12 protein-coding genes are annotated in these 14,427 nt (G+C 69.4%); 10 read left to right on the plus strand and 2 right to left on the minus strand.

Translation table 11 applies throughout. The features are described from left to right. Nucleotides 1-79: 79 nt before the first annotated feature. Nucleotides 80-523 carry an SRPBCC family protein gene (locus tag ACFV7R_RS03705; protein WP_385259466.1) on the minus strand — a complete coding sequence of 148 codons (444 nt, stop codon included), beginning with the start codon at nucleotides 521-523 and terminating at the stop codon, nucleotides 80-82. A 180-nt stretch (nucleotides 524-703) separates the two neighbouring features. Between ACFV7R_RS03705 and ACFV7R_RS03710 the strand changes: the two genes are divergently transcribed. From ACFV7R_RS03710 to ACFV7R_RS03720, 3 genes are all read left to right on the plus strand, one after another. Then, complete coding sequence (locus ACFV7R_RS03710; protein ID WP_385259468.1) at nucleotides 704-1,744, plus strand: Rv2578c family radical SAM protein; 1,041 nt, start codon at nucleotides 704-706, stop codon at nucleotides 1,742-1,744. A 136-nt stretch (nucleotides 1,745-1,880) separates the two neighbouring features. After that, nucleotides 1,881-3,467 carry an alpha/beta hydrolase gene (locus ACFV7R_RS03715; protein WP_385259470.1) on the plus strand — a complete coding sequence of 529 codons (1,587 nt, stop codon included), beginning with the start codon at nucleotides 1,881-1,883 and terminating at the stop codon, nucleotides 3,465-3,467. A gap of 50 nt (nucleotides 3,468-3,517) precedes the next feature. Beyond that, nucleotides 3,518-4,105 carry a GNAT family N-acetyltransferase gene (locus tag ACFV7R_RS03720; protein ID WP_385259472.1) on the plus strand — a complete coding sequence of 196 codons (588 nt, stop codon included), beginning with the start codon at nucleotides 3,518-3,520 and terminating at the stop codon, nucleotides 4,103-4,105. Between the two features lie 11 nt (nucleotides 4,106-4,116). On the opposite strand, the gene ACFV7R_RS03725 is transcribed toward ACFV7R_RS03720, so the two are convergent. Further along, nucleotides 4,117-4,698, minus strand: a complete 582-nt coding sequence (locus ACFV7R_RS03725) for an adenylosuccinate lyase (protein WP_385259474.1) — start codon at nucleotides 4,696-4,698, stop codon at nucleotides 4,117-4,119. 367 nt (nucleotides 4,699-5,065) lie between these two features. Between ACFV7R_RS03725 and ACFV7R_RS03730 the strand changes: the two genes are divergently transcribed. The 7 genes from ACFV7R_RS03730 (at nucleotide 5,066) to ACFV7R_RS03760 (ending at nucleotide 14,294) form a co-directional block, all read left to right on the plus strand. Further along, nucleotides 5,066-6,871: a 3-hydroxyacyl-CoA dehydrogenase family protein gene (locus ACFV7R_RS03730; RefSeq protein ID WP_385259476.1), complete on the plus strand. Its 1,806-nt coding sequence runs from the start codon at nucleotides 5,066-5,068 to the stop codon at nucleotides 6,869-6,871. 136 nt (nucleotides 6,872-7,007) lie between these two features. Beyond that, nucleotides 7,008-7,817 carry a TetR family transcriptional regulator gene (locus tag ACFV7R_RS03735; protein ID WP_206306932.1) on the plus strand — a complete coding sequence of 270 codons (810 nt, stop codon included), beginning with the start codon at nucleotides 7,008-7,010 and terminating at the stop codon, nucleotides 7,815-7,817. A 414-nt stretch (nucleotides 7,818-8,231) separates the two neighbouring features. Next, nucleotides 8,232-9,569, plus strand: a complete 1,338-nt coding sequence (gene ccrA / locus ACFV7R_RS03740; protein WP_385259745.1) for a crotonyl-CoA carboxylase/reductase — start codon at nucleotides 8,232-8,234, stop codon at nucleotides 9,567-9,569. Nucleotides 9,570-9,579: 10 nt separating this feature from the next. Continuing rightward, nucleotides 9,580-11,607 (plus strand): protein meaA, encoded by a 2,028-nt coding sequence (locus ACFV7R_RS03745; RefSeq protein WP_385259478.1) that lies wholly within the window; start codon nucleotides 9,580-9,582, stop codon nucleotides 11,605-11,607. Beyond that, entirely contained in the window at nucleotides 11,604-12,569 is a 966-nt protein-coding gene (locus ACFV7R_RS03750) for an HpcH/HpaI aldolase/citrate lyase family protein (RefSeq protein ID WP_385259480.1), read from the plus strand. Before ACFV7R_RS03745 ends, ACFV7R_RS03750 begins: the two co-directional genes overlap by 4 nt. 4 nt (nucleotides 12,570-12,573) lie before the next feature. Beyond that, nucleotides 12,574-13,086: a MaoC family dehydratase gene (locus ACFV7R_RS03755; RefSeq protein ID WP_129800303.1), complete on the plus strand. Its 513-nt coding sequence runs from the start codon at nucleotides 12,574-12,576 to the stop codon at nucleotides 13,084-13,086. A 2-nt stretch (nucleotides 13,087-13,088) separates the two neighbouring features. Then, nucleotides 13,089-14,294, plus strand: a complete 1,206-nt coding sequence (locus tag ACFV7R_RS03760; protein WP_356925391.1) for an acyl-CoA dehydrogenase family protein — start codon at nucleotides 13,089-13,091, stop codon at nucleotides 14,292-14,294. Nucleotides 14,295-14,427 lie beyond the last annotated feature (133 nt).

Genomic DNA, 14,427 nt, shown 5'->3' on the forward strand with positions numbered 1-14,427 from the left:
TTACGGAATCATGCCGGGCGGCCAGGAGATCCACCCGAACCGGTGAGACCTCAACAGCCCTTCAGGGATTGCCCCTTGATCACTTCTCGACCTCTGCGGCCAGCTTGGCGAGCACCGCGTCGTAGATCCGGGCGAGGCCCTTGGGTGCGAAGGTCTTCTCGAAGAAGCCGCCGATGCCACCGGCGCCCGTCCAGGTGGTGGTCACGACCACCCGGGACCTGCCCTGACCGGCCGGGGTGACCCGCCAGACGGTGACCATGGAGGAGTTGCGGTCCTTCTCGACGAGCTCGCCGTCGGTCGGCTCGCTGACCTCCAGCAGGCAGTCGCGGACGCGCTTGCTGGTGGCCTGGAGGCGCCAGTGGACGAGGGTGCCCTCGCCGTCACCGCCCTCGCGCACCTCGTATTCGCTGAAGTGCTCGGGCAGCAGCTTCGCGCGTGTGCCGGCGTAGTCGGCGAGGGTGTCGAACACCGTCTCCGGGTCCGCCGCGACGACCCGCTCCGTAGTGGCCTCGACCTGCGCCATTGCGTTCCTCCAGCACCTGAGTTCTCGGGGTTGCGGACAGCCAATCACCCCGGTCCCCGGCCGCCAAATCGGGAGCACAGAAGTGACCGATCGGGTTCGGTGACGCGATCGGGAATGACACTCGCACGATCATGGGAACAGATGTTCTATTCTGTGGCCGAGCGACCCCGAGGAGGCGTCATGCGCTGGGAGAACCTCACCCTGGAGTCCGGCGAGCACAGCCGGGCCGATGCCGCGCTGTTCGGCGCGGACGCGGTGGTGACCAGGACCTTCGACACACCCGAGTTCCGGGGGATCACCTTCCACGAGGTGCGGGCCCGCTCGATCCTCAACCGGGTGCCCGGGGCCTCCCGCATGCCCTTCGAGTGGACCGTGAATCCCTATCGGGGCTGCACGCACGCGTGCGTGTACTGCTTCGCGAGGAAGACGCACAGCTACCTGGACCTGGACACGGGGCTCGGCTTCGACTCGCAGATCGTGGTGAAGGTGAACGCGCCCGAGCTGCTGCGTCGCCAGCTCGGCTCGCGCCGCTGGCAGGGCGAGCACATCGCGATGGGCACCAACGTCGACTGCTACCAGCGAGCCGAGGGCCGCTACCGCCTGATGCCGGGCATCCTCGCCGCCCTGCGCGACCACGCGAACCCCTTCTCGATCCTGACGAAGGGCACCCTGATCCTGCGCGACCTGGACCTGCTGACGCAGGCCGCCCGGGTGACGGACGTCGGCATCTCCGTCTCGGTCGGTTTCACCGACACCGAGCTGTGGCGCACCGTCGAGCCGGGCACCCCGGCGCCGGAACGCCGCCTGGACGTCGTACGGACCCTGGGCGAGCACGGGATCGGCTGCGGTGTGCTGATGGCGCCGGTGATCCCGTTCCTGAGCGATCAGCCCGCCCAACTGCGGGCCACCGTACGGGCGATCGCCGCCGCCGGGGCCACGTCGGTCACGCCGCTCGTGCTGCATCTGCGGCCCGGCGCGCGCGAGTGGTTCATGGCGTGGCTCGAGCGCCACCACCCGCACCTGGTGCGGCGCTACGAGCGGCTGTACGCGGACGGCGCCTACGCCCCGAAGTGGTACCAGCGCCGGATCACCCGTCAGGTCCACGAACTGGCCCAGGAGTACGGCATCGGGCCGACCCGCGCGGGTATGCCGCGCCGGATCCGGGAACCCGAGCCGGCGCCTTCGGACCTGCCCGGGTCGACCCAACTCTCGCTGATCTGAGAGCGTTCGAGCGCAACCATCGGCCCAATCGGGTCAAGTGCGATCAGAATATGTTCTTCCGGGCGTTCTGTTCGGGACGATGCGGCGAGGGCCGTGGCATGCGCGGCCCCGCAACCCTCCGTCCTGGGAGGACCCCATGAACAAACGCGCAGCCGTGCTGTGCGGCGCCGTGCTCGTCGCGGCCGGCACCCTCACGGCAGTCCCCGCCGAGGCGAACGCCCCGCGCGCCGCTGAACCCGCCGCCACCACGAACCTGGCCACGAAACCGGCGTGGAAGAAGTGCGGCACCACCGACTACCCGACGCTGCAGTGCGCGTCGCTGAAGGTGCCGCTCGACCACGCGAACCCGCACGGACAGAAGATCACGCTGGCGCTGTCCCGCGTCCCGCACACCGCGAAGAGGTACCAGGGCCCGCTCCTGGTCAACCCCGGCGGTCCCGGCGGCAGCGGTCTGACCCTCGCCGGATTCGTCGCGTCCGCCCTGCCGAAGTCGGTTGCGGCGCAGTACGACGTCATCGGCTTCGACCCGCGCGGGGTGGGCGCGAGCAAGCCGGCGCTGAACTGCGGGCCCGGCCACTTCGACCCGGCGCGCCCCGACCCGAGGCCCGCCACGCCCGCCGCCGAGACGGCCAACCTCGCACGCGCGAAGTCCTTCGCCGCCGCCTGCGGAAAGAAGTACGCGCGGGTGCTGCCGTACCTCGACACGGTCAGCGCCGCCGAGGACATGGACTGGATCCGGCGTGCTCTGGGTGCGGAGCGGATCACCTACTTCGGCTACTCGTACGGCACGTACCTGGGCGCGGTCTACGCCAGGCGGCACCCGGAGCGGGTCCGTCGGGCGATCCTGGACTCCGTCGTCGATCCCACCGGCGTCTGGTACGACAGCAACCTGGCGCAGGACCACGCCTTCGACGACCGCCACCGGGCCTTCATGAAGTGGGTCGCCAAGCACAACGCCACCTACCGGCTGGGCACCGACCCGGCCCGGGTCGAGGCCAGGTGGTACGCGATGCGCGCGGCGCTGGCCGGGAAACCCGCGCGTGGCACGGTCGGCGCCGCCGAACTGGAGGACACCTTCCTGCCCGGCGGCTACTACAACGGCTACTGGCCCCACCTCGCCGAGGCGTTCGCGGCGTACGTCAACGACAAGGATCCGGATCCGTTGGTCGAGGCGTACGAGGACTTCGGGGCCGTGGATGCCGCCGACGAGAACGGCTACAGCATCTACACCGCGGTGCAGTGCCGGGACGCCGCATGGCCGCGTGACTGGCGCCAGTGGAGCAAGGACAACTGGGCGGTGTACGCGAAGGCACCCTTCCTGACCTGGAACAACGCCTGGTACAACGCGCCGTGCGCGTTCTGGCCGACGGACTCGCTGAAGCCGGTGAACATCGCCAACGGCCACCTGCCGCCGGTCCTGCTGTTCCAGGCGACGCACGACGCGGCCACCCCGTACCAGGGTGCCGCGACGGTCCACCGGCTGCTGCGCCGCTCCAGCCTGGTCGTCGAGGCGGGCGGCGGGAACCACGGCATCACGCTGAGCGGGAACACCTGCCTGGACAAGCACCTGGCGGCCTATCTGACCGACGGCACGGTGCCGCGCGGGAGCGGCGGGGTCGACGCGGTGTGCAAGGCACTGCCCGACCCGAAGCCGCTGACCACCAGGGCGTCCGGCGCGAGCCGGGGTGCGACGCTGCACGGGTTGCTGGGCTTCCGGGGCTGAGTGATCCGGCCCGCCGGGGCGTTGTCAGACCCATGGTCCACCATGGACGCATGAGTGAGCCGACCAGGACTGCCGTGGGAGATCGAGGCGTTCGCGGTGACGGGCGCGTGAGCGGCCTGCGGATCCGGGAACTGACCGCCGCCGACTGCGACCGCGTGGCCGAGATCCGCATCGGCGGCTGGCAGACGGCGTACCGGGGCCTCATACCGCAGGAGTATCTCGACGCGCTCGACGTGGCGGAGGACGCCGAGCGCCACCGCACCCGCCTCGCCCAGGGCGACGGCAGCGTGGTGAACCTGGTCGCCGAGCTGAACGGCGAGGTGCTCGGCTGGGCCTGCCACGGCCCGTACCGCGACGGCGAAGTCCGCACGGCCGACGCCGAGTTGTACGCGATATACGTGCATCCCGAGCGGTACGGCGCCGGCCTCGGCCAGGCCCTGCTGACCGAGTCGGTACGGCAGTGCACGGCCGCCGGACACGCCCGCATGCTCCTCTGGGTGCTCAAGGAGAACGCCCTCGCGCGGCGCTTCTACGAGCGGGCGGGGTTCCGTACGGACGGGGCCGAGGAGCCGTTCGAGGTGGCCGGGACCGAGGTGCCGGAGGTGCGGTACGTGCGGGAGCTGACCCGCGTCGGGTGACCCGGCGGGCATCACCTCTGCCGTTGCCGGGGCATGCGGGCCAGTGCGGCCACGGCGGCCTCGGCGAGCGCCGGGTGCGCGAGGGCTTCGTTCAGTACGGGCCGGGCCCGGGCGTCGCCGAGCACCCCCAGCCCCTCCACGCAGGCGAGGGCCACGCGGCGGTACGGGTCGTGGGGGCGCAGCCGTCGCTCCAGCGTGGTGATCAGGGTGGGCACCGACTCCGGGGCGCGCAGTTCGACGAGGAGTCGGACCGGGTGCAGGGCGTAGGCGACGCGCAGTTCGTTGGTGGCGAGCGCGGCGGCGGCGCGGGCGGTGCGCGGATCGCCGAGGCGGGCGAGGGCATGGGCGGCGGCGGCGCAACGCGGTGGGTCGCGGTGGTTGAGGAGCAGGACGAGGGACTCGAAGGCCCGCCGGTCGCCCGCCAGCCCCAGCCGGAAGGCGGCCAGCTCCCTGGCCCACAGCGGCTGCCTCGCCGCGGTGAGCACACTCGCCAGCTCCTCGTGGTCCTCGGTCGCCACCAGATGCTCGTACGCCGTGGTGGCGCCCGACTCCTGCCGTAAGCGCTCCGTGAGCGATCGCAACTCTTCGTCCATGACGCCGAGGGTACAAACGATCTCGGTTCGGGGGACCCACATCACAACGACAGAGGACTGGCGTGCTCGTTACCCGCGGGTTAAGCTCAGACGAGCGGGTTACCCACCCGCCCCTCCTCGCGACGGTTTGGTGACGCAGCCGTCGGGAGAGCAGTCGGTTCGGTACTTCACGTACCTGAGTACGGCTCGGCCACGGGACAGGGCCGGTCGGCATCACCGTTCCTCGGACGTGTGCACGTCCGCAGCGACGGCCCCGGGCGTGTGCGCTTGCAGCCCGGCACCACCCGCACTCCTCACGCACCGGGTGCGCCCCTCGGCGCACCCGGCCGCGTTCCCAGACGTCACCCTCATTTCCAGGAGTCCCGCGATGGCCGCTCCCCTGTCCGACACCCCTCTGTCCCCGCTCAAGACCGTTGCCGTCGTCGGCCTCGGCACCATGGGCACCGGTATCGCCGAGGTCCTGGCCAAGGCCGGCCGCGAGGTCGTCGGTATCGACGTCAGCGAGGCCCAGGCCGCCCGGTGCGTCGCCGCCCTGGAGGCCTCCACGGCCCGCGCCGTGGAGCGGGGCCGGCTGACCGAGCAGGAGCGCGCGGACGCCCTCGCCCGGGTCCGTACCGCCACCGATCTGGGCGCGGCGGCCGACGCCGACCTGGTCATCGAGGTGGCGCCGGAGTCGTACGAGATCAAGCAGCAGATCTTCCGCGAACTGGACGGGATCGTCCGCCCGGAGACGATCCTCGCGACCGGCACCAACGCCCTGTCCGTCACGCGCCTGGCCGCCGACTCGGCGCGTCCCGAGCGGGTGCTCGGGCTGCACTTCTTCAACCCGGCGCCGGCGATGAAGCTGGTCGAGGTCGTCTCCTCGGTGCTGACCGCGCCCGCCGCCGTCAGCGCCGTCACCGGCCTTGCCCTCGACCTCGGCAAGGAGCCCGTCGCGGTCGGTGACCGGCCCGGATTCGTCGCCGACGGGCTGCTGTTCGGCTACCTCAACCAGGCGGCCGCGATGTACGAGGCGAAGTACGCCTCCCGGGAGGACATCGACGCGGCGATGCGACTGGGCTGCGGGCTGCCCATGGGCCCGCTGGCTCTGCTCGACCTGATCGGCATCGACACCGCGCGCACCGTCCTGGACGCCATGTACGCGCAGTCCCGCGACCGGCTGCACGCCCCTGCGCCGATCCTGAAGCAGCTCAGCGAGGCGGGCCTGACGGGCCGTAAGTCGGGCCGCGGCTTCTACACCTACGACGCTCCGGGCAGCGCCACCGTCGTGCCCGACGCACTGACGCCGGCGTCCGGCGACTCCCGGACGCCGGGCCGTACGGTCCGCTCGGTCGGCGTCGCGGGCTCCGGCACCATGGCGTCCGGCATCGCCGAGGTCTTCGCCAAGGCGGGCTACGACGTGGTCCTCGCCGCCCGCAGTGCGGAGAAGGCCGAGGCCGCCAAGGCCCGGATCGGCAAGTCGCTCTCCCGCTCGGTCGACAAGGGCAGGCTGACGGCCCAGGCGGCGGCGCAGACGCTGGACCGGATCACGCCGGCGGGCTCGTACGACGCCTTCGGCGACGTCGACCTGGCGGTCGAGGCCGTCGCCGAGGACCTGGAGGTCAAGCGGCAGCTGTTCGCGACACTGGACAAGGTCTGCAAGCCGGGCGCGGTCCTGGCGACCACCACCTCGTCGCTGCCGGTCGTCGCCTGCGCCCGCGCCACCTCGCGTCCGCAGGACGTGATCGGTATGCACTTCTTCAACCCGGCGCCGGCGATGAAGCTGGTCGAGGTCGTGCGTACGGTGCTGACGGCGGACGACGTCCACGCGACGGTTCACGAGGTCTGCTCCGCGATCAGGAAGCACGCCGTCGACTGTGGTGACCGGGCCGGATTCATCGTCAACGCGCTGCTCTTCCCGTACCTGAACAACGCGATCAAGATGGTGCAGGACCACTATGCGTCGCTCGACGACATCGACGCGGCGATGAAGCTGGGCGGCGGCTACCCGATGGGCCCCTTCGAGCTGCTGGACGTCGTCGGCCTGGATGTCTCGCTGGCCATCGAGAAGGTCCTGCACCGCGAGTTCCGCGACCCGGGCCTCGCCCCGGCGCCGCTCCTGGAGCACCTGGTGGCCGCGGGCTGCCTCGGCCGCAAGACGGGCCGCGGCTTCCGCGAATATGCCCGCCGCTGAGCGTCCCGGCGACTGGTTCCGCGCGGGCGCGGAGTGGGGCGGACTGCTCGACCCGGCCGGTTCTCCCCCGCCCTGGAAGGGCGGGGGAAACCCCGGACCTGCGCATCGAGCTGCGCACATGCAGTACGTTCGGGGCATGTCCCAGCCCGCCAAGTCCTCACGTACACCAGCCGCGCCCGACGCACCCGAGAGTGCCGCAGGCAGTCGCGCCGCCGCCCAACGGCTGAAAATGCGCCGGGAGCTGGCGGCCGCGGCGATGGAGCTGTTCGCGACCAAGGGGTACGAGGCGACCACCGTCGACGAGATCGCGGCCGCGGCCGGGGTCGCCCGCCGCACCTTCTTCCGCCACTTCCGCTCGAAGGAAGAGGCGATCTTCCCCGACCACGACGACACCCTGATCCGGGCCGAGGCGGTGCTCAACGCGGCACCCGCGCACGAGCACCCGCTCGACACGGTGTGCCGCGGGATCAAGGAAGTCATGAAGATGTACGCGGGCCGGCCGGAGATCTCGGTCGCCCGCTACAAGCTCACGCGCGAGGTGCCCACCCTGCGCGAGGCGGAGATCGCGTCGGTGGCCCGCTACGAGCGCCTCTTCACCCGCTATCTGCTCGGCCACTTCGACGAGCACGCGCACGACGACGACGCCAACGACGACCCCCTGCTGGCCGAGGTCGCCGCCTCCGCCGTGGTCACCGCCCACAACCACGTGCTGCGGCGCTGGCTGCGGGCCGGCGGCCAGGGGGACGTGGAGGCACAGCTCGACCATGCCTTCGCGATCGTGCGGAAGACGTTCGGGGCGGGCATCGGAATCGGACGCTCCGCGGCGCCGAAGCCGGCCCCCGCCTCGGTCTCGACACAGGGCGAGGTGCTGGTGACGGTGGCCCGCACCGACGCCCCGCTGGACGAGGTCATGCGGACCATCGAGGAGGCCCTCCGGGACCGCTGAGCGCCCACAGCACAGTGACAACGGCCACCCCATCGGGTGGCCGTTTTGGCATGTCAGAGCCCTCTTTCGCCCGTTTCCCAGCCCGCATACGATCGATCATCGCTCATTTGTTACGTAAAGATTTCGTCTGAGCGAAACTTCTGGCACCCAGTGCCTTGCCAGGTGACACGGGGTGCCATACGTTGATGTTGTCCGGGCGGCCGGCGTGCAGCGACCTTTCGTACGCCGGCTGTCCCCGCAAGCCCACGGCCTGCGCGCCCGGACGCCTGCGTCACAGGCAACCTCCCGCGCCACAAAGCGCTGCCGAACAGCACCACCCGCCGAACCGACGGCAACCCCAACCCTCAGCAGCACCGACGTAACCCTCAGCGCCCTTCCCTCGGGGCGCGTATCGCCGGAGGCAACACCGTGACCGTGAAGAACATCCTGGACGCGATCCAGTCGCCGGACTCGACGCCGGCCGACTTCGCCGCTCTGCCCCTCCCCGAGTCGTACCGCGCGATCACCGTGCACAAGGACGAGACGGAGATGTTCGCGGGCCTCGCAACCCGCGACAAGGACCCCCGCAAGTCGATCCACCTGGACGAGGTGCCGGTGCCGGAGCTCGGCCCGGGCGAGGCCCTGGTGGCCGTCATGGCCTCCTCGGTGAACTACAACTCGGTGTGGACCTCGATCTTCGAGCCGCTGTCCACCTTCGGCTTCCTGGAGCGCTACGGCCGGCTCAGCGAGCTCACCAAGCGCCACGACCTGCCGTACCACATCATCGGCTCCGACCTCGCGGGCGTCGTCCTGCGCACCGGCCCCGGCGTCAACGCCTGGCAGCCGGGCGACGAGGTCGTCGCGCACTGTCTGTCGGTCGAGCTGGAGTCCAGCGACGGCCACAACGACACCATGCTCGACCCCGAGCAGCGCATCTGGGGCTTCGAGACCAACTTCGGCGGCCTCGCCGAGATCGCGCTCGTCAAGTCCAACCAGCTGATGCCCAAGCCCCAGCACCTGAGCTGGGAGGAGGCCGCCGCCCCCGGGCTGGTGAACTCCACGGCGTACCGGCAGCTGGTCTCCCGCAACGGCGCCGGTATGAAGCAGGGCGACAACGTCCTCATCTGGGGCGCGAGCGGCGGGCTCGGCTCGTACGCCACGCAGTTCGCGCTGGCCGGCGGCGCCAACCCGATCTGCGTCGTCTCCTCGCCGCAGAAGGCGGAGATCTGCCGCTCGATGGGCGCCGAGGCGATCATCGACCGCAACGCCGAGGGCTACAAGTTCTGGAAGGACGAGAACACCCAGGACCCCAAGGAGTGGAAGCGCTTCGGCAAGCGCATCCGCGAACTCACCGGCGGCGAGGACATCGACATCGTCTTCGAGCACCCCGGACGCGAGACCTTCGGCGCGAGCGTCTATGTCACCCGCAAGGGCGGCACGATCACCACCTGCGCCTCGACTTCGGGCTACATGCACGAGTACGACAACCGCTACCTGTGGATGTCGCTGAAGCGGATCATCGGCTCGCACTTCGCCAACTACCGCGAGGCCTGGGAGGCCAACCGGCTCATCGCGAAGGGCAAGATCCACCCCACCCTGTCGAAGGTGTACTCCCTGGAGGACACCGGCCAGGCCGCCTACGACGTGCACCGCAACCTCCACCAGGGCAAGGTCGGCGTGCTGTGCATGGCCCCCGAGGAGGGCCTGGGCGTGCGCGACCACGAGAAGCGCGCCAAGCACGTCGACGCCATCAACCGCTTCCGGAACATCTGAGAGGCGTCGCATGACTGAGCGTCAGAAGGACCGGCCGTGGCTCATGCGCACGTACGCCGGTCACTCCACGGCCGAGGCGTCCAACGAGCTGTACCGGCGCAATCTCGCCAAGGGGCAGACGGGTCTGTCGGTGGCGTTCGACCTGCCGACGCAGACCGGCTACGACTCCGACCACATCCTCGCCCGCGGCGAGGTGGGCCGGGTCGGCGTGCCGATCGCGCACCTCGGTGACATGCGCCGGCTGTTCCAGGACATCCCCCTGGAGCAGATGAACACCTCGATGACCATCAACGCCACGGCCATGTGGCTGCTGGCGCTCTACCAGGTCGTCGCGGAGGAGCAGGGCGCGGACATCACCAAGCTCCAGGGCACGACCCAGAACGACATCGTCAAGGAGTACCTGTCGCGGGGGACGCACGTCTTCCCGCCGGGGCCCTCACTCCGGCTGACGACGGACATGATCGCGTACACGGTCTCCCACATCCCGAAGTGGAACCCGATCAACATCTGCAGCTACCACCTGCAGGAGGCGGGCGCCACACCGGTCCAGGAGATCGCCTACGCGATGTCCACCGCGATCGCGGTTCTCGATGCCGTACGCGACTCGGGGCAGGTTCCCGAGGAGAAGTTCGGGGACGTCGTGGCCCGTATCTCCTTCTTTGTGAACGCGGGCGTCCGCTTCATCGAGGAGATGTGCAAGATGCGGGCGTTCGGGCGGATCTGGGACAAGGTCACGCGCGAGCGGTACGGCATCGAGAACCCCAAGCAGCGCCGCTTCCGCTACGGCGTCCAGGTCAACTCCCTCGGTCTGACCGAGGCGCAGCCGGAGAACAACGTCCAGCGGATCGTCCTCGAGATGCTGGCCGTGACCCTCTCGAAGGACGCACGCGCGCGTGCCGTCCAGCTCCCGGCCTGGAACGAGGCCCTGGGTCTGCCGCGCCCCTGGGACCAGCAGTGGTCGCTGCGCATCCAGCAGGTCCTCGCCCACGAGAGCGACCTGCTGGAGTACGAGGACATCTTCGAGGGCTCGAAGGTGATCGAGGCGAAGGTCGAGGCGCTCGTCGAGGAGTCCTTCGCGGAGATCGACCGTATCCAGGAGATGGGCGGCGCGATGGCCGCCGTCGAGTCCGGCTACCTCAAGTCGCAGCTCGTCGCCTCGCACGCCGAGCGGCGGGCTCGTATCGAGTCCGGTCAGGAGAAGATCGTCGGCGTCAACATCTTCGAGACGACCGAGCCCAATCCCCTGACCGCCGACCTGGACACCGCCATCCAGACGGTCGACCCGGCCGTCGAGGCCCGTGTCATCGAGTCCCTCCAGCGCTGGCGCGACACCCGCTACCAGCCGCCCTTCAACCACCCGCGCCCCTGCAAGGCGCTGGAGCGCCTCAAGGAGGCCGCCAAGGGCACCGCCAACCTCATGGAGGCCACCCTGGAGTGCGCCCGCGCCGGGGTGACGACCGGCGAGTGGGCCGGGGCCCTGCGCGAGGTGTTCGGCGAGTTCCGCGCGCCGACCGGTGTCTCGTCGGCACCCGTCGCGGTGACCGCCGAGGAGGGCACCGCGATGGCGCTCGTCCGCCGCCGCGTCGAGGAGACCGCCCGTGACCTCGGCGTCGGCAAGCTGCGCTTCCTGGTCGGCAAGCCGGGCCTGGACGGACACTCCAACGGCGCCGAACAGATCGCCGTACGCGCGCGTGACGCCGGCTTCGAGGTGGTCTACCAGGGCATCCGGCTCACACCCGAGCAGATCGTCGACGCGGCCCTCGCCGAGGACGTCCACGCGGTGGGCCTGTCGATCCTCTCCGGCTCGCACGCCCAGCTGGTGCCGGATGTGCTGGAGCGGCTCCGTGTGGCCGGTGCCACAGATATACCGGTGATCGCCGGTGGCATCATCCCCAACGGTGATGCCGAGCAGCTCAGGGCCGCCGGAGTCGCCGCCGTCTTCACCCCGAAGGACTTCGACATCACCGGGATCATCGGCCGCATCGTCGACGAGATCCGCACAGCGAACAAGCTCGACCCCCTGGAGGTCCCCGCATGACCACGCCCGTCAACCGTCTGCGTCCGCGACGCTCCTGCCTCGCGGTCCCCGGAAGCAACCCGCGCTTCCTGGAGAAGGCGCAGGGCCTCCCGGCCGACCAGGTCTTCCTCGACCTGGAGGATGCCTGCGCGCCGCTCGCCAAGCCCGAGGCGCGGCACACCATCGTCAAGTTCCTCAACGAGGGCGACTGGACGGGCAAGACGAGGGTCGTGCGCGTCAACGACTGGACGACGGAGTGGACGTACCGCGATGTCGTCACCGTCGTGGAGGGCGCGGGTCCGAACCTCGACTGCATCATGCTGCCGAAGGTCCAGGACGCCCAGCAGATCGTGGCCCTGGACCTCCTCCTCACCCAGATCGAGAAGACCATGGGCTTCGAGGTCGGCCGTATCGGCATCGAGGCGCAGATCGAGAACGCCCAGGGCCTGAACAACGTCAACGAGATCGCGCAGGCCTCCCCGCGCATCGAGACGATCATCTTCGGCCCGGCCGACTTCATGGCGTCGATCAACATGAAGTCGCTGGTCGTGGGCGAGCAGCCGCCCGGCTACCCGGCGGACGCCTACCACTACATCCTGATGAAGATCCTGATGGCCGCCCGCGCCAACAACCTCCAGGCGATCGACGGCCCCTACCTGCAGATCCGCAACGTGGACGGCTACCGCGAGGTCGCGCAGCGCGCCGCGGCCCTCGGCTTCGACGGCAAGTGGGTGCTGCACCCGGGCCAGGTCGAGGCGTCCAACGAGATCTTCTCGCCCTCCCAGGAGGACTACGACCACGCCGAGCTGATCCTGGACGCGTACGACTACTACACGTCCGAGGCGGGCGGCAAGAAGGGCTCCGCGATGCTCGGCGACGAGATGATCGACGAGGCCAGCCGCAAGATGGCGCTGGTCATCGCGGGCAAGGGACGCGCCGCCGGCATGCAGCGCACCAGCACGTTCGAGATTCCGGAGGCGTAAGGCCATGCAGTTCGGGCGCACCTACGAGGAGTTCGAGGTCGGGGCGACGTACAAGCACTGGCCGGGCAAGACGGTCACCGAGTACGACGACCACCTGTTCTGTCTCCTCACCATGAACCACCACCCGCTCCACATGGACACCAACTATGCGGAGAAGACGACGGACTTCGGCAAGAACGTCGTCGTCGGGAACTACATCTACTCGCTGCTGCTCGGCATGTCCGTCCCGGACATCTCCGGCAAGGCGATCGCCAACCTGGAGATCGAGTCGCTGAAGCACGTGGCGCCGACCTTCCACGGCGACACGATCTACGGCCAGACGACCGTGCTCGACAAGTGGCCGTCGAAGTCGAAGAACGACCGGGGCATCGTCCACGTCGAGACCAAGGGCTACAAGCAGGACGGCACGCTGGTCTGCGTGTTCCGCCGCAAGGTGATGGTCCCCACCGAGACGTACATCAAGGAGCGCGGCGGCGAGCAGCCGGGCCGCCCGGAGCTGAAGCAGCAGGAGAAGTAGCCATGGCGCGACTCGCCCAGACCGCCGGTCTGACCGACATCCAGCAGGAGATCCTCTCCACCGTCCGCGACTTCGTGGACAAGGAGATCATCCCGGTCGCGACCGAGCTGGAGCACCGCGACGAGTATCCGCAGCAGATCGTCGACGGCCTCAAGGAGTTGGGCCTGTTCGGCCTGATGATCCCCGAGGAGTACGGGGGTCTGGGCGAGTCGCTCCTGACGTACGCCCTCTGCGTCGAGGAGATCGCCCGCGGCTGGATGTCGGTCTCCGGCATCATCAACACCCACTTCATCGTGGCGTACATGCTCAAGCAGCACGGCACGCAGGAGCAGAAGGACCACTTCCTGCCGCGGATGGCGGCCGGTGACATCCGTGGCGCCTTCTCGATGTCGGAGCCGGGCCTGGGCTCCGATGTGTCGGCGATCACGTCGAAGGCGGTCAAGGACGGCGACGAGTACGTCCTGAACGGTCAGAAGATGTGGCTGACGAACGGCGGCACGTCCTCCCTCGTCGCCGTCCTCGTCCGGAGTGACGAAGGACACCCCGAGGGCACCGCGCCCCACAAGTCGATGACGACCTTCCTGGTGGAGAAGGAGCCCGGCTTCGGTGAGGTCCGCCCCGGCCTCACCATCCCGGGCAAGATCGACAAGATGGGGTACAAGGGCGTCGACACCACCGAGCTGATCATGGACGGCCTGCGCATTCCGGCCGATCGGGTGCTCGGCGGCGTCACCGGCCGAGGTTTTTACCAAATGATGGACGGCGTGGAGGTCGGCCGCGTCAATGTGGCGGCGCGTGGCTGTGGCGTCGCTCAGCGCGCCTTCGAGCTCGGTGTCCAGTACGCCCAGCAGCGTCACACTTTCGGCAAGCCGATCGCCCAGCACCAGGCGATCCAGTTCAAGCTCGCCGAGATGGCCACCAAGGTCGAGGCGGCCCATGCCATGATGGTGAACGCTGCACGCAAAAAGGACTCCGGAGAGCGAAACGACCTCGAGGCCGGGATGGCGAAGTACCTCGCCTCCGAGTACTGCAAGGAGGTCGTGGAGGATGCCTTCCGGATCCATGGCGGCTACGGCTTCTCGAAGGAGTACGAGATCGAGCGCCTCTACCGCGAGGCCCCGATGCTGCTGATCGGTGAAGGTACCGCCGAGATCCAGAAAATGATCATCGGCCGCAGGCTGCTCGAAGAGTATCGGTTCCAGGGCTGAACGTCCGGAAACGGGGTGTTTTCTTCGAGAAGAAGATCACACCCCGTAGGCACTCCCCGGCCACCGACTCGGCTTCCCGGCTTACCCAGTTACGGCCCTTAGCCGCTACGATCGCGAGAAAGCCGCCGTCCCC

This window comes from Streptomyces sp. NPDC059866 (assembly GCF_042731325.1).
Lineage (GTDB): Bacteria > Actinomycetota > Actinomycetes > Streptomycetales > Streptomycetaceae > Streptomyces > Streptomyces flavusporus.